This is a genomic window from Exiguobacterium sp. s168, from assembly GCF_018619035.1.
Lineage (GTDB): Bacteria > Bacillota > Bacilli > Exiguobacteriales > Exiguobacteriaceae > Exiguobacterium_A > Exiguobacterium_A acetylicum.
This window is the reverse complement of sequence record NZ_JACSNE010000003.1, coordinates 184,724-207,036: the sequence shown is the minus strand read 5'-3', so window position 1 is coordinate 207,036 and position 22,313 is coordinate 184,724. Positions and strand designations below refer to the sequence as shown.

Annotated in this window: 26 protein-coding genes and 1 riboswitch; of the genes, 6 read left to right on the top strand and 20 right to left on the bottom strand. The window is 47.8% G+C overall.

Translation table 11 applies throughout. The features are described from left to right. Positions 1-116: 116 nt before the first annotated feature. The 5 genes from ptsG (KNQ15_RS03780) to KNQ15_RS03760 form a co-directional block, all read right to left on the bottom strand. Positions 117-2,231, bottom strand: coding sequence for a glucose-specific PTS transporter subunit IIBC (gene ptsG, locus KNQ15_RS03780; protein ID WP_058703948.1), 2,115 nt, complete (start codon positions 2,229-2,231; stop codon positions 117-119). Positions 2,232-2,359: 128 nt separating this feature from the next. Continuing rightward, a complete protein-coding gene (gene ptsG, locus KNQ15_RS03775) occupies positions 2,360-3,883 on the bottom strand; it encodes a glucose-specific PTS transporter subunit IIBC (RefSeq protein WP_029342409.1) in 1,524 nt (507 codons plus the stop codon). A 217-nt stretch (positions 3,884-4,100) separates the two neighbouring features. Beyond that, entirely contained in the window at positions 4,101-4,958 is an 858-nt protein-coding gene (glcT, locus tag KNQ15_RS03770) for a glucose PTS transporter transcription antiterminator GlcT (RefSeq protein ID WP_214727851.1), read from the bottom strand. Positions 4,959-5,059: 101 nt separating this feature from the next. Continuing rightward, positions 5,060-5,377 (bottom strand): YuiB family protein, encoded by a 318-nt coding sequence (locus KNQ15_RS03765; RefSeq protein ID WP_023469133.1) that lies wholly within the window; start codon positions 5,375-5,377, stop codon positions 5,060-5,062. Between the two features lie 81 nt (positions 5,378-5,458). Further along, the gene (locus KNQ15_RS03760; RefSeq protein ID WP_029342410.1) at positions 5,459-6,670 is read right to left on the bottom strand and encodes an NAD(P)/FAD-dependent oxidoreductase; all 1,212 of its coding nucleotides are present in this window, start codon (positions 6,668-6,670) and stop codon (positions 5,459-5,461) included. A gap of 243 nt (positions 6,671-6,913) precedes the next feature. On the opposite strand from KNQ15_RS03760, the gene KNQ15_RS03755 reads away from it, so the two are divergent. Further along, positions 6,914-7,912 (top strand): NAD(P)/FAD-dependent oxidoreductase, encoded by a 999-nt coding sequence (locus tag KNQ15_RS03755; RefSeq protein WP_023469135.1) that lies wholly within the window; start codon positions 6,914-6,916, stop codon positions 7,910-7,912. Between the two features lie 110 nt (positions 7,913-8,022). Here the strand turns inward: KNQ15_RS03755 and KNQ15_RS03750 are convergent, their stop codons facing one another. From KNQ15_RS03750 to KNQ15_RS03735, 4 genes are all read right to left on the bottom strand, one after another. Continuing rightward, a complete protein-coding gene (locus KNQ15_RS03750; protein WP_214727849.1) occupies positions 8,023-8,514 on the bottom strand; it encodes a GNAT family N-acetyltransferase in 492 nt (163 codons plus the stop codon). Beyond that, complete coding sequence (locus tag KNQ15_RS03745; protein WP_214727848.1) at positions 8,511-9,014, bottom strand: GNAT family N-acetyltransferase; 504 nt, start codon at positions 9,012-9,014, stop codon at positions 8,511-8,513. Before KNQ15_RS03745 ends, KNQ15_RS03750 begins: the two co-directional genes overlap by 4 nt. Next, complete coding sequence (locus KNQ15_RS03740; RefSeq protein ID WP_029342413.1) at positions 9,011-9,877, bottom strand: NAD-dependent epimerase/dehydratase family protein; 867 nt, start codon at positions 9,875-9,877, stop codon at positions 9,011-9,013. Before KNQ15_RS03740 ends, KNQ15_RS03745 begins: the two co-directional genes overlap by 4 nt. 116 nt (positions 9,878-9,993) lie before the next feature. Beyond that, positions 9,994-10,344: a HesB/IscA family protein gene (locus KNQ15_RS03735; RefSeq protein WP_214727846.1), complete on the bottom strand. Its 351-nt coding sequence runs from the start codon at positions 10,342-10,344 to the stop codon at positions 9,994-9,996. A 111-nt stretch (positions 10,345-10,455) separates the two neighbouring features. Beyond that, positions 10,456-10,598: riboswitch (FMN riboswitch) on the top strand. Between the two features lie 155 nt (positions 10,599-10,753). On the opposite strand from KNQ15_RS03735, the gene KNQ15_RS03730 reads away from it, so the two are divergent. Continuing rightward, complete coding sequence (locus KNQ15_RS03730) at positions 10,754-11,320, top strand: ECF transporter S component (RefSeq protein WP_029342415.1); 567 nt, start codon at positions 10,754-10,756, stop codon at positions 11,318-11,320. 76 nt (positions 11,321-11,396) lie between these two features. On the opposite strand, the gene KNQ15_RS03725 is transcribed toward KNQ15_RS03730, so the two are convergent. Then, positions 11,397-11,630, bottom strand: a complete 234-nt coding sequence (locus tag KNQ15_RS03725) for a YuzB family protein (protein WP_023469141.1) — start codon at positions 11,628-11,630, stop codon at positions 11,397-11,399. A 92-nt stretch (positions 11,631-11,722) separates the two neighbouring features. On the opposite strand from KNQ15_RS03725, the gene KNQ15_RS03720 reads away from it, so the two are divergent. Further along, on the top strand, positions 11,723-12,775 hold the full coding sequence (locus tag KNQ15_RS03720; protein WP_029342416.1) for an NAD(P)/FAD-dependent oxidoreductase: 1,053 nt from the start codon (positions 11,723-11,725) through the stop codon (positions 12,773-12,775). Positions 12,776-12,815: 40 nt separating this feature from the next. Here the strand turns inward: KNQ15_RS03720 and KNQ15_RS03715 are convergent, their stop codons facing one another. After that, entirely contained in the window at positions 12,816-13,112 is a 297-nt protein-coding gene (locus KNQ15_RS03715; RefSeq protein WP_056062835.1) for a DUF1462 family protein, read from the bottom strand. Positions 13,113-13,221: 109 nt separating this feature from the next. On the opposite strand from KNQ15_RS03715, the gene KNQ15_RS03710 reads away from it, so the two are divergent. Continuing rightward, positions 13,222-13,449 carry a NifU family protein gene (locus KNQ15_RS03710; RefSeq protein ID WP_012371190.1) on the top strand — a complete coding sequence of 76 codons (228 nt, stop codon included), beginning with the start codon at positions 13,222-13,224 and terminating at the stop codon, positions 13,447-13,449. Between the two features lie 42 nt (positions 13,450-13,491). On the opposite strand, the gene KNQ15_RS03705 is transcribed toward KNQ15_RS03710, so the two are convergent. Both KNQ15_RS03705 and KNQ15_RS03700 read right to left on the bottom strand, forming a co-directional pair. Further along, complete coding sequence (locus KNQ15_RS03705) at positions 13,492-14,256, bottom strand: TIGR01457 family HAD-type hydrolase (RefSeq protein WP_023469144.1); 765 nt, start codon at positions 14,254-14,256, stop codon at positions 13,492-13,494. 6 nt (positions 14,257-14,262) lie between these two features. After that, on the bottom strand, positions 14,263-14,706 hold the full coding sequence (locus tag KNQ15_RS03700) for a DUF86 domain-containing protein (protein ID WP_023469145.1): 444 nt from the start codon (positions 14,704-14,706) through the stop codon (positions 14,263-14,265). Between the two features lie 151 nt (positions 14,707-14,857). On the opposite strand from KNQ15_RS03700, the gene glpX reads away from it, so the two are divergent. Then, positions 14,858-15,838: a class II fructose-bisphosphatase gene (glpX, locus tag KNQ15_RS03695; RefSeq protein WP_053454122.1), complete on the top strand. Its 981-nt coding sequence runs from the start codon at positions 14,858-14,860 to the stop codon at positions 15,836-15,838. A 35-nt stretch (positions 15,839-15,873) separates the two neighbouring features. Then, a complete protein-coding gene (locus tag KNQ15_RS03690; protein ID WP_023469147.1) occupies positions 15,874-16,149 on the top strand; it encodes a DUF3055 domain-containing protein in 276 nt (91 codons plus the stop codon). A gap of 36 nt (positions 16,150-16,185) precedes the next feature. Here the strand turns inward: KNQ15_RS03690 and KNQ15_RS03685 are convergent, their stop codons facing one another. The 7 genes from KNQ15_RS03685 to KNQ15_RS03655 all read right to left on the bottom strand — a co-directional run bounded on the left by KNQ15_RS03685 (position 16,186) and on the right by KNQ15_RS03655 (position 22,256). Then, positions 16,186-16,632 carry a general stress protein gene (locus KNQ15_RS03685; protein WP_214727844.1) on the bottom strand — a complete coding sequence of 149 codons (447 nt, stop codon included), beginning with the start codon at positions 16,630-16,632 and terminating at the stop codon, positions 16,186-16,188. Between the two features lie 85 nt (positions 16,633-16,717). Further along, the gene (locus KNQ15_RS03680; RefSeq protein ID WP_056062847.1) at positions 16,718-17,095 is read right to left on the bottom strand and encodes a YutD family protein; all 378 of its coding nucleotides are present in this window, start codon (positions 17,093-17,095) and stop codon (positions 16,718-16,720) included. 95 nt (positions 17,096-17,190) lie between these two features. After that, complete coding sequence (lipA, locus tag KNQ15_RS03675) at positions 17,191-18,090, bottom strand: lipoyl synthase (protein WP_035406024.1); 900 nt, start codon at positions 18,088-18,090, stop codon at positions 17,191-17,193. 62 nt (positions 18,091-18,152) lie between these two features. Continuing rightward, a complete protein-coding gene (locus tag KNQ15_RS03670) occupies positions 18,153-19,454 on the bottom strand; it encodes a bifunctional metallophosphatase/5'-nucleotidase (protein ID WP_214727842.1) in 1,302 nt (433 codons plus the stop codon). Positions 19,455-19,475: 21 nt separating this feature from the next. Further along, positions 19,476-20,318 carry a DUF72 domain-containing protein gene (locus tag KNQ15_RS03665; RefSeq protein WP_064299457.1) on the bottom strand — a complete coding sequence of 281 codons (843 nt, stop codon included), beginning with the start codon at positions 20,316-20,318 and terminating at the stop codon, positions 19,476-19,478. A gap of 167 nt (positions 20,319-20,485) precedes the next feature. Next, positions 20,486-21,559: an acyltransferase gene (locus KNQ15_RS03660; protein WP_214727840.1), complete on the bottom strand. Its 1,074-nt coding sequence runs from the start codon at positions 21,557-21,559 to the stop codon at positions 20,486-20,488. Positions 21,560-21,704: 145 nt separating this feature from the next. Continuing rightward, positions 21,705-22,256, bottom strand: coding sequence for a dihydrofolate reductase family protein (locus KNQ15_RS03655; RefSeq protein ID WP_214727838.1), 552 nt, complete (start codon positions 22,254-22,256; stop codon positions 21,705-21,707). Between the last annotated feature and the right edge of the window lie 57 nt (positions 22,257-22,313).

Genomic DNA, 22,313 nt, shown 5'->3' with positions numbered 1-22,313 from the left:
AAGATACCGGATTCCCTGAGTGGAAATCCGGTATCTTCGTCTTAAACTGTTCAATACGATACAAAGTATTGAAGTTTTTCAGTGGCCTCCCTATGACGATCCGTCACTTTTCTTCTTTACTCTACACGATACGAAATTGCTTCTCCGGCTTCGACCGTCCGTCCGACATCAACATCAACTTTTCGATCCCCACTATTCGTGACGATGATTGGTGTCAGTAATGATGGTACGAGTGGTCGTACTTGTTCAAGATCCACATTGAGGAGTGGTGTCCCCGGTTCGACACGATCGCCGGCTTTCGCCAACGCCTCGAACCCTTTTCCTTCGAGTGACACCGTATCAATACCGATGTGAATCAAGATTTCATCTCCATTATCCGCAAGAATACCGATCGCGTGTTTCGTCGGGAAGAACGTCGTGATCTCACCAGAGACTGGAGAGACAACATATCCTTCCGTTGGTTCGATTGCATATCCGTCACCCATCATGCGACCGGAGAACACTTGGTCCGGTACATCATCGAGAGAACGAATGATACCGCTTAATGGTGCGACATATCCATCTTCAGGCACGTAAGCCCCACCACGATCCCCAGCGAGTGGACCGGCATCTGCTGCTGTACCAGCTCCAGAAGTCCGTGCTTCGTCTCCCGTTGGTACTTGTGGAATTGGATCGGCTTCTGGTGTCTCTTTCGGTTTATAATTTGGATCTTTCATGATATCTGCCATTTCTGACTTGATTCCATCGGATTTTGGTCCAAAGATCGCCTGGACGTTATCTCCGACTTCAAGAACACCGGCAGCACCGAGCTCTTTCAAGCGATCTTTGTTGACTCCTGATTTATCATTGACCGTAATCCGAAGACGCGTGATACAAGCATCTAAGTGTTTAATGTTTGATGGACCACCGAATGCTTGTAGAATTTCATACGGTAGATCGCCTGCTTGTGCCGTTGAGGTAGCGGCACCTTCTTTAATTGCTTCGCGACCTGGAATCTTCAAATCAAATTTCGTGATGACGAAGCGGAATCCGAAGTAATAGATGACGGCGAAGACAAGACCGACTGGAATGACGAGCCACCACGAGGTTCGGTTCGGTAGAATCCCGAATAACGTGTAGTCAATCAATCCACCGGAGAACGTCATCCCGATCTTGACGTTCAGTAAATCCATGATCATGAATGAAAGACCTGCAAAGACAGCGTGAACGGCAAACAAGAGTGGTGCAACGAATACGAAGGAGAACTCGACTGGTTCCGTGATACCAGTCAGGAAAGAAGTCAACGCAGCTGAGAAATAAAGACCTTCGACGGCTTTACGACGATCCTTCGCAACGGTATGGTACATCGCAAGACAGGCTGCTGGCAGACCGAACATCATGAATGGATATTTTCCGGTCATATACGTCCCTGCCGTGAATGGTACACCGTCCTTCAACTGTGCGAAGAAGATCCGCTGATCCCCGTTAATGATCGTTCCGGCTTTATCCGTATATTCCCCGAACTGGAACCAGAAGCTTGAGTACCAGATATGGTGAAGACCAAACGGAATCAACGAACGTTCAACGAGTCCAAAGATAAAGGCAGACAACGGTTCGTTCGCTTCGATAATTGTTTTCGAGAATGTGTTGATTCCACTGCCGATCGGTGGCCAAATATACGATAAGGCAAACCCGGCGACAAGACTGAATAAGGCAGTTGCAATTGGAACAAAACGTTTCCCTGCGAAGAATCCGAGGAAATCAGGCAGTTTGATTTTAAAGAATTTATTATAACTGTACGCTGCTATCAAACCGGCAATGATCCCTCCGAATACCCCCATTTGCAAGGTCGGTATCCCGAGGACCGTCGCATACGACAAGTCACTCGCCTTCTGTGCTTCCGTGATTTTTTCTGGTGTGATCTGTAAGAACGAACTGATGACCTTGTTCATGATCAGGAAACCGACGATTGCTGCTAGACCGGCAACTCCTTCCCCATTCGCAAGACCAATCGCGACCCCGACGGCAAACAGTAATCCGAGGTTCGCAAAGATGATATCACCCGCATCCTGCATGACTCGCCAGATGACGACTAGCGAATCGTTCTCGAGGAACGGTAAATATTGCGTCAAGTTCGGGTTTTGAAACGCTGTCCCGAACGCGAGCAATAGCCCCGCTGCCGGCAAAATCGCTACCGGTAACATCAGGGCCTTACCGATCCGCTGTAAGACACCAAACACGTTTTTCCACATGCGTATATTCCCTCCTTTTTTAAACAAACTACTTATTTCATACCCTAAAATATTCTATCGCAAAACGATTCTAAAAGATTTTTCCAAAAAAAAAGAGCCCTTCCGCAGAAGGACTCACTCTAAAAACTTTAGACTGTTTTTTCTTGTTTACGTGATGCGATGACGGCTTGGATTTCAGACTTGATGTTGTCTGATTTCGGTCCGTAGATCGCTTGAACGTTGTTACCAACTTCAAGGACACCAGCAGCACCTAATTTTTTCAACTCATCTTTGTTGACTTTCGATTTGTCGAGAACTTCGACACGAAGACGTGTGATACATGCATCCAAGTGTTTGATGTTCGACTCTGAACCGAGTGCATCAAGGATACCTTCAGCGAGTTCAGAACCTTGAGCAGATGAAGTCTCTTGCGCTGCATCTTCACGACCTGGAGTTTTCAGATTGAACTTGCGGATTGCGAAACGGAATCCAACATAGTAGATGACAGAGAGTGCAAGACCGACGACGATGACGAGCCACCACTGCGTGCGTCCTGGAAGAACACCGAAGAGAAGGAAGTCAATCAAACCACCAGAGAATGTCATACCGATCTTAACATTCAACAATTGCATCGTCATGAACGAGAGACCTGCGAAGACTGCGTGAACTGCGAACAAGATTGGAGCAACGAACAAGAACGCGAATTCGATTGGCTCTGTGATACCTGTCAAGAATGCTGTAAGTGCTGCTGATCCAAGAAGACCACCAACGACTGCGCGGCGCTCAGGACGAGCTTCGTGGTACATAGCAAGAGCTGCCGCTGGAAGACCGAACATCATGAACGGGAATTTACCAGTCATGAACGTACCAGCAGTCAATTCAACGTTATCTTTCAATTGAGCGAAGAAGATCGCTTGGTCACCACGAACGACATCACCTGCTGCATTCGTGTACGAACCGAATTCGAACCAGAATGGTGCATAGAAGATGTGGTGAAGACCGAATGGAATCAACGAACGTTCGATGAGACCGAAGACGAATGCTGCGAGTGTTGGGTTTTTCTCCATCATGAAGTGGGAGAATGTGTTCAATCCGTCCTGAGCGAACGGCCAAACGAATACAAGTACAAGACCTGCGAACAATGAAACGACAGCAGTAACGATTGGAACGAAACGTTTACCAGCAAAGAATCCGAGGAACTGTGGCAATTCGAGATTATGGTACTTCCCATACGCCCAAGCTGCGATCAGACCGATGATGATACCACCGAATACCCCAGTTTGAAGTGTTGGGATACCGAGTACGTTTGCATACCCTTGACCGTTAGCAACCATTTCTGGTGTAACGCCGAGCCAAACGCTCATTGTTTTGTTCATGATCAAGAATCCGACGATTGCCGCAAGTCCGGCTGCGCCGTCCCCTGCAAGACCAATCGCGACACCGACCGCGAATAAGAGTGCTAAGTTACCGAAGATGATATCCCCGGCTGCTTCCATCAATTTTGCAACCTTGATGATTGCATCATTTTTTAAGAACTCGAGTTTTGACGTCAAGTTCGGATTTTGCATCGCGTTACCGAATCCGAGTAGGATACCGGCAGCTGGCAAAATCGCTACAGGAAGCATCAACGCTTTACCGACACGTTGAAGAACAGCAAAAATCTGTTTGAACATGTGTGTTTCCTCCTTTTCCTGTTAAGAGCGAAGTATGATGAATAATGCCAATGATTGAGACGAAAAAAGTCAGACATCTGACCGTTTTTTTACAGAAAAAAATCAGGCACGAGCGGATTGTAGACAATAGACTTATCCCGTTGAATAACGGAAATAAAGCTTCTTGCCCGACATCCCACTCATGCCTGATCGTATCAGTAACACGTAGTCCGTGCGGTCATTTACCTGAATCGTACTGCACTAAGCGTTGCAGATGCATCGTAAGATACGTCGCCTCACCGCGCGGTACCGCTTTCTTCAACTGACGTTCCATGATGGACATCAGCTCCCAAGCAGTATCATAGCATAGCGGATATTCTTCACGCAATAGCTTTTCTACTTTTTCTGGAGCCTCTAGATACTCCCCATTGGAAACCCTTTCAATCGCTGAACGAAGATGCCGAATCAGACGCTTGTAATCAAGCGATTTTCGATCGATTTTAATCTCCAGTCGCTGTTCGATATGACTAGCAATTAAACCGACGAGTTGATGATGGCGGTTAACTTCGAGTACGTCTTTGAAGTTCGTCGCAGAATGAATATGAAGTGCGATGAATCCTGTCTCCGCTGGAGGTAGGTAAAAATTCATCTCGGCACTGATGAACTCGACGATTTCTTCTGCAAGGGCGTACTCTTCCGGATACAGGGCTTCCGTTTCGGCAAGAAACGGATTCGTGACTTCCATTCCTTGTTCTAGTCGCTTGAACGTAAACGTCAAATGATCCGTCAATCCGATATGGATATGTTCGTCGACCTTTTTTCCGAAGCGTGTCTCGATCATCGAGACGATCTCATTCATCAGCGCGATGAAATTTTCATCGAGTTGACCGACGAGTGCCTTATATTGATCCTGTTCTTCTTTATCCTTCAACGTGTAGACTTTTTCCAACTTGTCGAGATCTGTCAGTTGATCGCCTGGCTTCCGACCGAAGCCAATCCCTTTTGCGAGGATAATGACTTCCTGATTCGCACCAGTCGAACAAATGACGACATTATTATTCAATACCTTGATAACGTGGTACATTTGTTTATCCATTCGCTCTCAACCCAATCTGCTCTTACACATTTATTTAAAGACATTGTTTTTATTATAACGGTTTTTCAGACACGAAAAAAGCCTACTTACTCAAGTAGACTTTAAAACATTTGGTAACCGCTCTTACGCAAGAAGCGAATCGATAGACCGGCGATGATGATTCCGGCAAGACCAGCCGCGAACATCGTGATATCCGCTGTCTGTAGACCAGCAATCCGGTCCCCAAGATTCGGAATCGCTTCACGAGCATTCGTGAAGTATTCGAGCGTTGATTGGTTGTCGATCATCATGATGATGATGACCGGATAGAGTACGAGCATCACCCATGTACTCCGCAACAACATGTTTAAGATGAATCCGATACTGAAGAACATGACGAGATAAAGCACACTCCCGATCACGGCTTGAATGATATGCATACTGTTCCCCCTTTGAATCTCTTCTAGTATAACCGACAAAAAAGGCAAATGCACGAGTGTACATTTGCCTAAAACGTGAACTTAGAACTTCCCTTTTTTGATCGCAAGACCAAGTTTTTTCAGTTCGAAGAAGTGTTTGTTGTCGATGACTTTTTTCATGAACGATGCGTTACGACCGTAGATCTTCTTACCGAAGACCATGCCGATACCGTCTTTATGACCAAGTGAAGCGACCGTTCCTTTGTTCTCGTACGTGAACGTCGATGTTTGACGACCAGCGATGAGTGCTGCGATGTTCTCAGCGACTTTGTGTGCTTGTTGTGTCGCGATTTGTGCAGTTGGTGGGTACGGACGGTTCGAACTTGGATCCATGACTGCTGAACAGTCACCGATCATGAAGACGTTGTCGTGTCCTGGAACACGGAGATCTTCTTCGACGACGACACGGTTACGCATTGCTTCGAAACCAGATGCTGCAACGACAGGGTTACCGCTGACGCCACCTGTCCAGATGATCGTGTTCGCTTCGATTGTTTCAGTTGTGTCGCCTTGAAGCGGACCGAATGTGACACTTCCTGGTCCACATTCCTTGATGCCGTTACCGAGTTTGAACTCGATGCCTTGACGCTCGAGCCATTTGTGTGCGTAGTTGACGAGATCTGCATCGAATCCTGGAAGGACTGTCGGTGCTGCCTCGATGTTGACGACACGAACGAGTTCGCGTGGGATATCATATTGTTTGCACAGTTCTGGAATACGGTTGACGAGTTCACCCATGAACTCGATTCCTGTGAATCCAGCACCACCAACAACGATCGTCAAGAGTGAACGATCTTGTGATCCTGTTGTTTTGTACTGTGCGAATGAGTAATCGATATGTTCCTTGATTTTACGGACGCTGTTCAACGAGCTGATTGTCAGCGCGTGTTCCTTCAATCCTTTGATACCGAATGTTTCAGGAACGCCACCGAGAGCAACGACAACGTAATCGTAAGGAACTGTTCCGCCATCTTGTAAGAGAACCGTTTTAGCAGCCGTATCGACTTTCTCAACGATACCTTTAACGAGTTTGACGCGTGACGGGTTGATGACATCATTGATGTAGATGCGCGCTTGCTCCGCAGACATCGTACCTGCAGCTGGTTCGTGCAACCAAGTTGTTTGGTAATGATAGTCGTGTTTGTTGATCAGCGTGATGTTCGCTTGATCGACGCCGAGTTTCTTTTGAAGGTTGACTGCTGTGATCAATCCACCGTAGCCCGCTCCAAGAATAACAATGTTAGGTGTGTTCATGTTCTGATACTCCTTACGAATCGTAGTTTTGTTGTGATTTTCTTCACATTCAATTACAAACGAATGCTCAAAAATTTTGTTCAAATAATGTTCACATGTCTATAAGCCTATTGAAACACTTTTTAGGAATGATTGCAAAAGAAAAATGTCATTTCCCTTAAAAAAATGTGAGATGTCCCGCACTTGCACCCTCACCCCCTACTTCCTATATAATAGACCTATCCAACGCTAGGAGGGAATCAGATGCACCAACCATATGATGTCACGATCATCGGCGGCGGTCCGGTCGGACTGTTCACCGCGTTTTATTCAGGGATGCGCCAGATGAAGACGAAGGTCATCGAGAGTCTACCTCAATTAGGTGGTCAACTCGCTACACTTTATCCTGAAAAATATATATACGATATCGCCGGTTTTCCGAAAGTAAAAGCGCAGGAACTGGTCGATCGATTGCTTGAACAAGCAAATGAATTCGATCCGACGTACGTGCTCGGTGAGACCGTCATCGCTTACGAACGTATGGATGACGGAATCATCCGCCTCGTCACGAACAAAGGCGAGCATTATACGAAGACCGTCATCTTGACGGCAGGAAACGGCTCGTTCGCTGCACGTCCACTCGGCGTCGCGGACGCAGAACGCTTCGAAGAGACGAACTTACACTATTTCGTCAACGACATGGAGCGTTTTAAGGATCGCCAAGTCGTCCTACTTGGTGGCGGCGATTCAGCAGTCGACTGGTCATTGATGCTTGAACCGATCGCAAAATCCGTCACGCTCGTCCACCGTCGCGATAAGTTCCGTGCCCATGAACATTCGGTCGAACTTTTACACGATTCGTCCGTCAACGTCATGACACCATACACGCTCGAATCGGTCACAGGTGAGACGCACATCGAGACGCTGACGTTCAAACATGCTGAAAGCGGCGAAGTCGTCGTTGTCGCTGCTGACGATGTCGTCTGTAACTTCGGTTTCGTCTCGTCACTCGGACCGCTTAAAGAATGGGAAGTTGAATTCGAACGCAATTCGATTCGCGTCAACTCGAAGATGGAGACAGCGATTCCAGGTGTCTTCGCTTGTGGTGATATTGCGACTTACGAAGGACGCGTTAAACTGATCGCCACAGGATTCGGTGAAGCACCGATCGCCGTTAACCAAGCGAAGCTTCTCGTTGATCCATCTGCTCGTCACCCGCAACACTCGACGAGTCTGTTTGAAAAAGTAACGAATCATTCTTGAGATATATGTGAATGACTGCAAATGATGAGAGGTCGGATTCCGGATGACATACCGGAGCCCGACCTCTCATTTTGATGGAATCACACTTAAGATGTTGAAAACGTCCGATTTCATACGGATGATCTTTTAACAGGTATCCGATAAATCCCTTGTACGAGTTCGACTCCACCACGCTCAATCGTCGATTCTTCGAAGACCTGACCACCAAATCGTTCGTAAAACTGACACGCAGGATTATCTCGCAAGACAGAAACCTGCATCGTCTCATACTCCGCTAAATCATCAGCAATCTGGTGAAACAACGCTTTCCCGAATCCCTGCCCTTGAGACGCTTGTAAGACATAAATCGCATAGAGCTCCCCTTCACGCGCATCACTTCGATTCGGTCCGCCTTGCGCAAATCCGACGATTTCGTCTTCTGATTCCACAACATACACGCGCTCATCGACTAACGTCTGCTCCCATTGTTTCGTCCGTTTCGCATGCGACAACTGTGCTAAATACGGAGCCGGGATGATCCCTTGATACGTCTCGCGCCAGGCATCGATATGAACGCGCGCGATGGCTGACGCATCTTCAAGACGCGCTTTACGAATATTCATAACGCAATGATGAAGCGACGTGTCTCGCGTCCATTACGAACAGTCGGCTCGATTTCTCGTCCGCCGTTCGCTAAGATGACACGACGTGATGCTAGATTATCAACGCCACACGTCAGTAACACTTGATCCAGTCCATGTTGTCGTGCTTCTTCAAGCGCCAATCGAAGACCGATCGTCGCATACCCTTTCTGACGCTCGGATGGTCGGATCCCGTATCCGATATGTCCGCCGTATAACTTCAAGTTCTCCGTCAAATCATGCCGGAAGTTCAGCGCACCGACGATTCGTTGCCCGTCGACCATCCAGTACGTCGAATGGGTGACAAGACCCGGTCTGACCGTCGTCTCCATCTCCTTGAGTTCCGCAAAATAAGCGCCGAGCGGTTCATATGTGTCTCCGACTGCTTCCGGCACAATCGTTTCGCCCGACTCTCGCCAGTCTTCTAAAAAGGCGCGGTACTCTGTCTCCCACGCAAGAGTTGGTTTCATTAACTGCATCATTGGTGATTGCGCACCTCCTCTTCAATCAAACGATCGAGCCAGTCATCGACATGTTGGAACAGATAGCCCGCTTGTTTCGCAGCTGTTGTATCCATATAGAAATCGCGTTCTGGCGCAAGCGGTGATTCATCCTCTCCTTTTGCGACGAGTTGACTTGTCGTTCCCGCAACGCGGTCGATTTTATCCAATAGGTCTTGAATCGATAAGACACCGTCACTTGCAGCATTGATCGGTCCCGTCAGTTCCGAGCGACCACACCACTCAAGAAAGGCAGCGGCTTCGTAACTTGAGATATAACCCATCTTTGCGTATGTGTTTTCAGCAACGATCGGACGGCTGCCAAGCGCCCGCTTGATATGAAAGACAAGTCGCTCCGTATAGTCATCGGGTCCGAGAACAACCGGGAAACGGACGGCAACGACTGGGAATGTCGCCCGTTGGAAGAAATAACTCTCCGCTTGGCGTTTCCCTTCGCCATATCCATGTTCCTTCTCAAGGTCATATTTCCCGGGAAACGGATTGTAGGCACGCTCGGTGATATTCGCACCACCGTCTTCATAGACAGACATCGTCGACGTCAACACGTAGCGTCCAACTTTTCCTTCAAACGCGTCGACCGCGAGCTTTGCTTGATACGGCGTGAAACAGATATTGTCATAAATGACATCCCAGTGCTGTTGGCTCAAGTCCTTCATCGTACTACTCGACGTCCGATCCCCTTTAAAGAATGTCAAGCCCTTTGCGACCGGTGGAGTATGCTCACCGCGTGTGACGATCGTCACATCATCCCCCGAATCGGCTAACCGAATCGCTAAGCGTCGTCCGAAATAGCGTGTTCCCCCGAAGATCAATACTTTTCTCATCTTGAAGCCCTCCCTGTTCGTAGTAGCATTCACTCTCTTAATATTTCGAGTCAATGGAACTGGTCTCCTGTAGAAGGCAATAAAAAAATCGTGGACATCGTCCACGATTGGATTCATTAACAGCCACCCGGTGTCCCGGCATTCGTTGCCGTCCGGAACGATGTCCCGCAACCGCATGTTGCGATAGCATTCGGATTCGTAATCGTAAATCCGCCGCCGAGCATCGACTGCTTATAATCGATTTCCAGTCCCTTGACGACCGGATAATCTTTTTCTTCCACGATGACGGTCACGCCGTGCTGTTCGAAAACGAGATCCGTTTCTTTCTGTTGATCGAATCCCATTCCGTACGACAGACCACTACATCCACCACCTTGGACGAGCATCCGAAGATTCCGTTCATCTGCTGGTGCCTGCGCCATCATGTCCTGGACTTGTAACGCTGCTGCCTCCGTTAAATGGATCATGTCATCACCTTCCTTTTCTTTAGTATACGCAACTTTTGAGCGAATCGAAACCTAGTTGCTTGAAACTATCTTGAATTCGTTGTATAAATGGTATGTACAATAAAATAATCGTTCCATCTTCAGGGCAGGGTGAAATTCCCGACCGGCGGTAAACAACTCTTCTTGAGTTGAAGCCCGCGAGCGAATAGGGCGCTATTTGCTGATTCTGTGTAATTCAGGAGCCGACAGTATAGTCTGGATGGGAGAAGATGGCGGCATGAGTTTGAATTTGATCGATTTTTGCAACAATCGATTAGGTTTATTTAATGCGGACTTCTCCCCTGTTGATCTCATCAATAGGGGTTTCTTTATGGTCGCAGTCATGCCAATACTTCATCGAGAGGAACGAGCAAAAGGAGACAATACTCGTATGAAACGCACACAAAAAATGGTCACTCTGTCAATGTTAGGTTCAATCTCATTTGTTCTTATGCTAATCAATTTTCCACTACCGTTCTTACCGAACTATCTGAAGATCGATTTCAGTGATGTTCCTGCTCTCGTCGCAGCCATCATGTTCTCACCGGTTGCAGGCGTCATCGTCGAAGCATTGAAGAACGTGTTGTACTATATCTTCCGTGGAAGTGGTGTTCCGGTCGGAGAATTCGCGAACTTTGCTGCAGGCGTCGCATTCGTACTTCCTGTCAGCTGGTTCTACCACAAAAAGAAATCAACACAAGGTCTCGCAACTGGCCTCGTCGCTGGTACGATCACGATGGCACTTGGTCTTGCGATCCTCAACTATATCTTGATCCTGCCAGCGTATGCATGGTTCCTTGGTATGGACTACATGGCGGATCCAGCTGTCAAATGGACAGCGATCACAGCCGGTATCTTACCGTTTAACGTTATCAAGGCGTTGTTCATCTCGGCACTCTTCATTCCACTGTTCTTGAAACTAAGACCATGGATGATGCGCCGTCAACAATCTGCCTGATCCGAAAAGCTGCGCCCGCTGACGGACACGAATCCCCTCGTTCAGATGAACGAGGGGATTTTTTGGCTGTCTTTGTTTACAGCTCGTTCTCTTCGATTTTCAGGTAAATCTTCTCGAGCAACTCTTCCGGTGTTTCGCCTACGACGGTCTCACCATCGACGAGACAAAAATGATCGAGCGAACAAATGCCACAATAGCCGAGGCAACCGTATTCGACGACATCGACATTCGGGTCACGTTCGAGTTGCTCCATGACGACCTGTGTACCAGCCGCTAAATTACTGATACAAAATTCAATAATCGGATTCACTTTTTTTCCTCCTTCAAGCAGGAAACGACCTGCCTCATGTCGTATTATACAAGGTCAGACTGATTTAGGGGAACTAAGGGGGATTTTACGTTATGAAGCAATTGGTCGTACTCGGCGGAGGATATGGTGGAATGCGGATTTGTGAGCGGTTCAAGGACGAGGAAGTTGCCGTCACGCTCGTCGATCGTCTGCCATACCACGCACTCAAAACGGAATATTACGCACTCGCAGCAGGTACATTATCAGATCGGGATGTCCGGATTGAATTTCCGGAGGGGAAACATCTTACTTATAAATATGGACATGTCATCAAAATCTCACCGGAGACGAATACGGTCCACCTGCAGGACGGATCAGAATTATTTTATGATGACTTGATCATCGCTCTCGGTTGTGAGGATAAATACCACAACATTCCGGGTGCTCAAGAGTTTACATATAGCATCCAGACACTTGAAGAATCAAGGAAGACACAGCAAGCGATCTATGGCCTGTCACCGGGATCCGTCGTCTCGATCGTCGGTGCCGGTCTATCCGGTGTCGAACTTGCCAGTGAACTGCATGAGAGCCGGAAAGATTTGACGATCCGTCTATTCGACCGCGGACCATCCGTCTTGTCGTTCTTATCGGACAAAGTCTCGTCTTACGTTCAGGAATGGTTCGAAGAACATGACGTAGAGGTCATCAACAATTCGAACGTCACGCTCGTCACAGCGGACGACGTGCGAAATGGCGACGATACGTATCCATCCGACTTAACGATTTGGACGGCAGGTACGCAGCCAGTCAAAGTCGTTCGTGATCTCGGCTTTGCTGCAGACAGTGGCGGTCGAATCAAATTGACGGCACATCATCATGTACCGGAATACGATAACGTCTTCGTCATCGGCGATTGCGCAAGTTTACCGTATGCACCAAGTGGTCAACTTGCAGAACATCAAGCAGAACAAGTCGTCGACGTCTTGCAAGCGAAATGGCAAGGAAAGAAATTACCGAAACTGCCAGAAATCAAACTGCGCGGGATGCTCGGATCACTCGGAAAATCAGACGGGTTCGGAATCGTCATGGGCAAGCAAGCACTGACGGGGAAAGTCCCACGTCTTTTGAAGTCCGGTGTCTTATGGAAACACAAAAAGATTAAATGAGCAAAAGAGGTATCCGACTCGGGATACCTCTTTTTTTCGTTCACCCCGTCTGACTTAACTTCGCATCAATCGCCGCCGTGATCGTCTTCAGCTTGACGTATCCCTCGTCAATCATCTCATCATCGAGCACGATCAGCGGATAAAAATAGACATCCTCTTTCAGCGCTTCCGTCCATTGATCCGATGTGGCTGTCTCGAAATCGACATAACGAAGCGTCATCGCTTGCTCATATTTCCGTCCGAGGACGGCTTGTAACCAGCTGAACGTCTCTTCCGAGCTGGGTGCCCCGACACAACTCGGACAAGTGACTGCTGTCCCATAAACCGTGATTTCCATCTTGAAGTCCCCCTTTTCAATTCACTCCTCTTTAGTATACAAGTTTTCCAGATTGAGAACATTTTTCAACCCTGTTACAATGAAACTATACGAAAGGATGTGTTTACGCATGGAAATGTTTGATCAAGTGAATGAAGTTCTTGAAAAATTGCGTCCGTTCCTTCTTCGTGATGGAGGAGACGTTGAACTCGTAGATGTAGAAGACGGAATCGTAAAACTCCGTTTGATGGGAGCTTGTGGTAGCTGCCCAAGTTCAACAATCACATTGAAGGCCGGTATCGAACGTGCCCTTCTTGAAGAAGTCGCTGGCGTCGTTGAAGTCGAACAAGTCTTCTAATACATGAAATCCCGAACGAATTCTCGTTCGGGATTTTTTGATTCATAGAATCCATTCGGCTAACGTATCGACCATATATGTCGGTTGACGATCCTGACCTTGAATGAAGACGGGTGTATGGACGCCAGAATTGACGTGCATCGTCCGGATGCCTCCATTGATTCCGAACAGAATGTCCGTATGGTAGTTATCCCCGACCATGATGACGTCTTCTTTCGACAGACCGATCATCTCCGTTGCGATATCGACCATGACCGGTTCCGGTTTACCGATGAAGAACGGTTCCTTCTCCGTCGTCACGCGCAGGACAGACGTCAAGGCACCGTTACCTGGCAAGAAACCACGTTCTGTCGGAATCGCGATATCACCATTCGTCGAGATGAAACGAGCACCAGCACGAATCGCAAGGGCACCGACAGCGAGTTTTTCATAGGTGATCTGACGGTCGAGACCGATGACGACGTAGTCTGCCGCTTCGGTTGCGACGACGTCTAACCCTTCCCGTTCAAGCGCATCAATCAGTCCTGTTTCTCCGATGGCATAGACGCGCGCTTTCGGTGACAGATCAGCGATATAACGACCAGTCGCCATCGCACTCGTTAAGACGTGCTTCGCATCAGAATGAACACCCATCCCGCGTAATTTCTCTGCCACGGCTTCTGCCGTCATCGACGCATTATTCGTCACGAACAAATACGGAATGCCTTCTGCTTGCAGACGATTGACGAAATCGACCGCTTCTTTTACCGGTTCCGTTCCGTTGTACATCGTTCCATCTAAATCAAATAAATAGCCTTTTGCCTTCATCCTGACTCACTCCTCGTTTGGTAAAAATGCAGACACCGGTCCGAGTTCTGTCTCGATATACCGGCGAATCGCTTCTGGGAAACGACGTAGTTCTGCTTCCTCTGTCTCTAGTACCGCCCGAATCTCCGCCATACTCGATTGTGTGAATGACCGGACGATCAACGTACGTAATGCAACAAGCTTCTTCAGACTCGTCGCGAGCGGTCCATCGATCACCTTCTCATCTTCTAAAATGAGGATGATATCTTCATAACTTCCCGGATCCCGCATGATGAATCCATCAATCATACTGTTTCCGATGTCGATGACACTCTCGATGACTAAAAAACCGATTCGCTCCATAGCCAGTGCTGTCGTCACCGGATCCCCCGTAACTTCCTTACTTTGTCGAAGTGCCGTCTCATAACAGACGACCGTCTCTTCGATTTTTTGACGATTGACGAAATACATCTTCATTCCCCCTCACATCCTCCATTTTATCGTTATCCGGCAATCCTGAAAAGCAGAAAGGTCATTTGCATCACATTCCCCAATGTGTTATCCTCAATTTAGATTTTTGCTGAAAATAGTATGTCACATTGGTGACGTGGAGGTTATATACATGGAACGGGAACTCGCACTGGAAATCGTACGCGCTACGGAAGCAGCAGCATTAGCTTCTGCTCAATGGATTGGTCGCGGTAAGAAAAATGAAGCGGATGATGCAGCAACGACTGCGATGCGCGAAGTCTTGAACACGGTCAACATGAACGGAACGGTCGTCATCGGTGAAGGCGAACTCGACGAAGCACCGATGCTCTTCATCGGCGAACGTGTCGGAACAGCAAACGGTCCAATCGTTGACATCGCTGTCGACCCACTCGAAGGTACGAACATCGTTGCCAAAGGTCTCGGTAATGCGATGGTCGTCATCGCCGTCGCCGATCAAGGTGCCCTGCTCCACGCACCCGATATGTATATGGATAAATTAACAGTTGGACCAAACTTAAAAGGGCACGTCTCGCTCGACGATCCACTTGAAGTCATTATTGAAAAAGCAGCTCAATACAACAATAAACGGATTGAGGACGTCACGGTCATCATGCAGGATCGCCCGCGTCACGATCACTTCCGCGAAGCAGCGATGCGGATGGGCGCACGCGTCCGTCTGTTTGAAGACGGTGATGTCTCAGCTGGAATCGCACCACTTTCTCCTGCAACAGGAATCGATATCTTCATCGGAACAGGCGGTGCGCCTGAAGGTGTCATCACGGCTGCTGCCGTTAAAGCAATGGGCGGCGACATGCAAGCACGCTTACATCCGATGAACGAGGAAGAAACTGCTCGTGTCATCCGAATGGGTCTAGCGGATCCACTTCAGCTCTTAACGCTCGACGACCTGATCAAAAGCGACGACTGCATCTTCGCCGCGACCGGCGTCACGACAGGCGAAATGCTCGATGGCGTGAAGTTCTTGACGGATGATATCGTTGAGACGACATCCCTCGTCATGCGTTCAAAGACACGGACGATTCGAAAAGTCATCGCCGAGCATAGCTTATCGCGTAAACCATACTTGCAAAAAGTCCCCCAAACCCTTTAATCTGAAACAGATGTTAGGGAAATGAGGGAAGCTGAATGATGGAAGAACGTGATTTTTTATATGATGATGTCGAACAAACGAAGACACGCTTCGTCAGTTGGATTGGGGAAGCAAGTCGCTTTGATCTCGCCATCACGCATTCGGAACATTTTTACGGTAAGATTCTCGTCTTGAATCTCTTATCGAATCGGTATGCAATCATCGGCGCTGATGATTTCGATGAACCCGGCTACATCGCAACGGCGTTTGACGTCGAAGACGATGCGGCAACGGAACTCGAAATGTATCTTCGCGCTTATATCGGTCTATGAAAAAAGCCTTCGTCGCGGGACGAAGGCTTTTTTGTCTTATAAGAGACGATCGTTTCGTTCATTTAGTGTGTTCGGTCCGCTGAAGACATTCGTATTATCTGACTCGTCATGAGCGCGGCGCTCTGAATGCTGATCCGCTTCATCACCGACAAGTAACACGAACTGACCACTTTCGACTGCATGATTCGCACGATCGACGTCTTCCTTCGTCAAGCCACTTCCGTGGATGGCATCTCCATGAGAGACCGATTCATCTTTTTTGAAGATACTCTTGATTTCCTGCCATAGATTACGATGATCTTCCTGCGACAGACGCGTGGATGTCTGTTGGTTGTTTAGATCCGCCAATTCCTCGATTTGTTCGAGATCGTATTTGTCGTGCGCTAAGACTTTTAAATCAGTCGAGACGACACCCGCAACACGGAGATCGTGCACGGCACTGACGACTTCTGGTACGGATGAGTAAATTCCAACGATTCGCATGGATAGTTCCCCCTATAGGTACGTGATACTTATAGTAATAGCCGAATTTCTTCCACTAGAAACGCTTTTCTGTATGACAGTTTGATTACTCGCCTTCCGTCTTGTCTGGTGCAGGTGCGAACTTCCGTTTCAACTTCAACGTATTGGATGAAGAACCGTCGAAGCGAGGTGGTGCTTCTTCTCCTTCTACCAATCCGACCTTCTTGACGATGAAATAGGCACATCCGAAGTTACAGTATTCGTAGAGATAATCAGCCACATGCGAAATCTTCGTATCGAATGTCGCTTTCTCGTGTTGATCCTCATAGAAGCCACGTAGTCGTAATTGACCGTGCCCCCAGTCGCCCACGATATAATCATATTTCTCAAGGACATCGCTGAAACGACCGATGAAGGCTTCTTCATTAAAGCCTTCCCGTTTCTCTTCGACGACTTCATAACGTTCCCGATTGACTTGTATCATTATTCCCACCTCCTGCTGTTCTTATCATAGCATATTCCATTTCTCCTGACAGACGAAAAACCGTCCGAGTCAGCTGCTCGAACGGTCGTTGATCGTTAGTCGATCGGAAGTGCTGTTTTATTCTTTTTCGCTGCGTTGACTTGCTCATCTGCATGATACGATGAACGAACGAGTGGACCAGCTTCACAGTGTGAGAAGCCTTTACCAAGCGCAATCTGTTTCAGTTCAGCGAATTCTTGCGGTGTATAGTACTTTATGACGTCGAGGTGCTTTTTCGTCGGTTGGAGATACTGACCGATCGTCATGATGTCGACGTTGTTTGCGCGAAGATCATCCATCGTTTCGAGAATCTCTTCCCATGTCTCACCAAGACCAAGCATCAAGCTCGACTTCGTTGGAATTTCAGGTGCGAGCTCCTTCGAACGACGAAGGAATTCAAGCGTCCGGTCGTATGTGGCTTTTGCACGAACAGTTGGTGTCAGACGGCGAACCGTCTCGATGTTATGGTTCATAATGTCTGGTTGTGCGTCAATCAATGTTTTCAGAGCTTCGAAATTCCCACCCATGTCTGAAGGTAAGACTTCGATTGATGTCTCCGGGTTCATCCGACGAACTTCACGAACCGTCTCAGCGTAAACGCCTGCTCCGAAATCATTCAGATCATCACGAGCGACCGCTGTGATGACCGCGTGCTTCAGGTTCATCAAACGAACGGATTCCGCGACACGTTTTGGTTCTTCGAGATCGAGTTCGTTCGGACGTCCTGTCGTCACGGCGCAAAAACGGCACGCACGTGTACAGATACTTCCGAGAATCATGAACGTCGCCGTCCGGCGTACCGCCCAACACTCGTGGATATTCGGACACTTTGCTTCCTCACAGACAGTATGTAGCTTTTTCTCGCGCATCATACTTTTTAATTCTGTGTAGGTTTCATTCGTATTCAGCTTGATTTTCAACCATTCCGGTTTACGTTGGATTTCTCCGCGTCCCATGGTTTCGCTTCCCCCTTCATCCCCAAAAAGTCAATTAATATCTGCTTTAGTATAACAAACAATCAGGGTTTGCGAACAGGCAATTCATTATATTCCGACTTCTCCGATAAGCGTTCAAACAATAAATCCCGTAACAATTCCGGCATGAAGTATTCTTTTGGCATTTCTTTGATCGCTGGGAAGAGTGGACCGAACGTGAACATATCCGGCAAGACGACCGTATAGTTTCGCGTTGGCTCAAGCGGTTGATGTTCCGCCAAACCAGCATAATGCATCCGCCCCATCAACTTACCACGGAAACCGAGACCACGAACCTTTAGTTGTTCGAACTGATCTGTCTTGACTTCGTCGAGGAAAGTTTGGACTTCCACACCGGTCATCGTCACCTTACAGGGATTGATCGGGTGCGGGCAGAGTCGATGTAAATCAAAGGCAGAGACAGGACCTGGTGGAAGTGACCCAAGCAGAATGCCTGCCGGGACACAAGCGATATCCGCATCACACCAGTCGCGCATCGTCTCGACAAGCAATTGTGAGAATGGCGACTCGCTGAACCAGTCATTGGCTAGACCCGATGTCTCGCCAATCGGCTCCTTCATCTGTTGTTCCGCAAGATACTGTTCCCGGTCGAGCAATTTTGCCGTCGCTTCATCCTCGGCGTAATCGTGCAAGGAGTGAAGGACCGCTTCCTTCTCACCCGTATCCGTATTCATGTAGATCTCACCTGCATATTGTCCATGTTTTCCCGCTTGGGTGATCAAGACACCGTTCTTGACGACACCGTCATCAAGGACATGGTGCGTATGCGCACCGATGATCAAATCAAGTTCCGGAAAACGCATTGCGAGTTCTTCGTCTTGATAGAAACCGAGATGACTTAAACAAATCAAGACGTCGACTTCTTGACGCAACCGCTCGATTTCACGCGCTGCGACGTCAAACGATTCTTCGATCGTCCAACCAAGTAAACCGTATAGTTCAACATACGGTGCCGTCAGACCAAAGACGCCGACTTTGCCGGTCGGTAATTCGTGAATGACTCCTTGCTTGGCGAACGGTGCTTCTAAATTCGAGACGAGGACCGGAAAGTCCGCTTCCGTATAGAGATTCGCTAACCAGTCATGCGGAAACGTGATGCCTTCATTGTTCCCGATCGTCACGGCAGTCGGCATCAACGCATTCAGTAGATGCGTATTGATCTTTCCTTTTGTTGCTTCCGTCGCTGGATCGACACGGTCCGCATGATCGCCGAGATCAAAAACGAGCGAATCGTACGTCCGGTGTTCCTTGACGAAGGACATGTAGCGAGGCCACATATCGAAGTGTGAGTGCAAATCATTATAGTGAATGATGTGTAACTTCATGCAGAAGCCCCCCTTGATGATTTAGAACAAAGAGATTTGTCGCGGCGCGAGTTCATAGTCGAGATCGAGAATCTCGATTAATCGTTTCGCATTCGGGGCAGCATCTCCTGCTGAGTTGTTATTGAAGAAAACATAGACATCTTTTGCTTCCGCTGCAACGTCGCGGACGTGACTTGCGAGTTCTTGTAGCTCGTCTTCCGAATACCGATAGAGACAGCGGACTTTTCGCCAATCTTCGCTGCTTTGACCGGGTTTCTTTAACCAACCGGCTTTATTTCGTCCGTGGAGGCGGATGAATGCCGTCTCCTGCGTCACGACCGGTACGAATGGTACGGAACCATCTTCCGTCTGCGGTTCGTCACAAATCGTATGAATGAACTGATGTTCCTTCAGAAAACGGAGCGTCCGCTCACGATAAGCTTCCGAATACCACGATGGATTTCGGAACTCGATCGCGACCGGCAGTCCGGCAAGTGATTTTCGAATCGTTTGCAAATATTCCAAGTGCATTTTGCTGACATCAAACCAGGGCGGCAACTGCACGAGGATCGCCGCAATCTTTCCACTTTTTCGCATCGGTTCGATCGACGCGATATATTGTTCAAAAATCGGTCCGAGCGGATCTTTATTATCCCGGTCGTGCCCACTCATCGCCCGGTGAACCTTGACGATGAAGCGAAACCCGTCCGGCGTCTCGGATGTCCATTTCTCATAGTTTCGTTCCGGTTGAATCGCATAGAATGTCGAGTCGACTTCGACCGCTGGAAAATGACCGGCATAAGCAGCCAGTTTTTCTTTACGATCTTGCGGGGTCAAGTAGAGACTATCATGATCTCCCCAGCCCGTGACACCGATATATATCATGCTCTCTTCCCCCTTGTATGTTCTATTCTACTTATTCATCATAGCATAGCAGAATCCGGGATTTCTTCTTCGATGCTTCCTAAGCAAACACTCTTTTTTCAGAAAAAAGACATCCCTCTCCTCCCTACTCATGCAGGAAGGAAAAGGATGCCTAGTCACCGTTCTCATCATGAAGCAATAGACTGTGCCTCGACGATTTTCGGAGCAGGAGCTCTTCGTTTTGGAACCGGAACGATATAGTTTCCGTACGGCAATAAACTGATCACATAAGAGACAGAAATCGAAGCCGCAAGCGTGACGATCATCGCACAAATGAACATACTCGCAGAGTCGAAGTAAGCGAAGAGATCCGTTCGACCGATTCCGCGAATGACGAGCGGATGAATCAGGTAGATCCCCATCGAATGCGTTCCGATCGTCTGGAAGATGCGCATCGCTGTCGCATCCGTCTGGACACGGCGGAAGACGTAGTTCAAGACGACGAGGACGAACGGGATGTACACAAGGTTCGAAATGTTCGTCGACGTGTACGTCCGCTCTAGGTCGATACTGACCCAAATATCAAGGATGATCAATCCACTGATCAGCAATAAGATTGTCCGATGACGCTTTAGAATCTGTTGAATCTCTTCATAATAGACGGCATATGTAATCCCCATCATGAAATAGGCAATCCAATTGAGTAAGAAAGATCGGCTATTAACGAGTCGATCAAGAAACTCGATGTCTGTCGTTAAGCTTCCTGAAGTCAGCCAGAAGTAGTTGACAACCATCGCCGCCACTGTCGCGACAAGCAGCAATGTTCCTTTCTTAAGTCGTGCAAGTACCGGAAATACGACATAAAACTGAAGTACCGTCAAAATGAAGTACAGATGGAAATTTGCTGTTCCATAAAGGAAGTAATCCGATAGCGGCATACCTGGTTTTAAACTATCTTCTACATGATAACGATACACGAGGTAGATCGTGCTCCAAATCAGGTAAGGAATAAAGATTTTAGAGAAACGTGACTTGACGAATGTTCCGAAATCGAATCCTTTGCGCTGGACCATCGACATCAACAGAAACGCACTGATGATGGCAAAGATCGGCGTACCAATCCGAGAAAATTGATCGATGTAACCAATCGCTTCATTTTCGAATTCCCCTTTCGAATGATACAAACCGGCGATGACATGGACAGCGACGACCATGATTGCCGCAATCGATCGAATGACAGGAATTTCTTGATAAAATTTCATTTTTTCACACCTTAATCATGTTTATATATTTTTTCACAAAAGTTATTATAATCTATTTTCGTCCAAATTAAATGATAATATCCAAATTTTATCGGATGTAACGAAAAAGAATCCCTTTTGAAATAAGAGACTCTTTTTGTAAAGACTAGATTTTTTCGTAAGATAATGCGATACATCCGGAAGCAAAGACGCGTGTTTCGACTAACCGTAGCGTCTGTGGTTGATTGAACACTGGAAACATCCGTTTTCCACTACCGAGTAGAACGGGGTAGATCACAACATGATAGCGATCGACGAGTCCAAGCTCAATTGCTTCAGCAGCAAGCGTCGCCCCACCGATCGCAATCTGTTTTCCAGGCAAGGCTTTTAATGCTTGAAGTTCCTCGGCAAGCGACTGATTCGCTAGTCGTGTCTTTCCTTCGACAGCGTCAAGCGTCCGTGAGAAGACGACCTTCTCAAGCGCCTGCCAGGTTTTCGCATACTCAACGATAATCGGCTCGTCTTCCTGATCCGCTGTCTCCCAGTATTGCATCATCTCGTACAAACGACGTCCGTAGACATGCGTATCAAACGCTTTCTCATAGTCATTGAAATACTGATGTAATTCCGCATCCGGTGAAGCGAAATCGATCCTGCCTGACGCATCTTCGATATAACCGTCGAGCGAGACTTGAAAGGAATAGACGATGTCACGCATAGTAATCCCTCCTTTTTCACTCTTTACCCGAATAACCATTTCATGAAAAAAACTCCC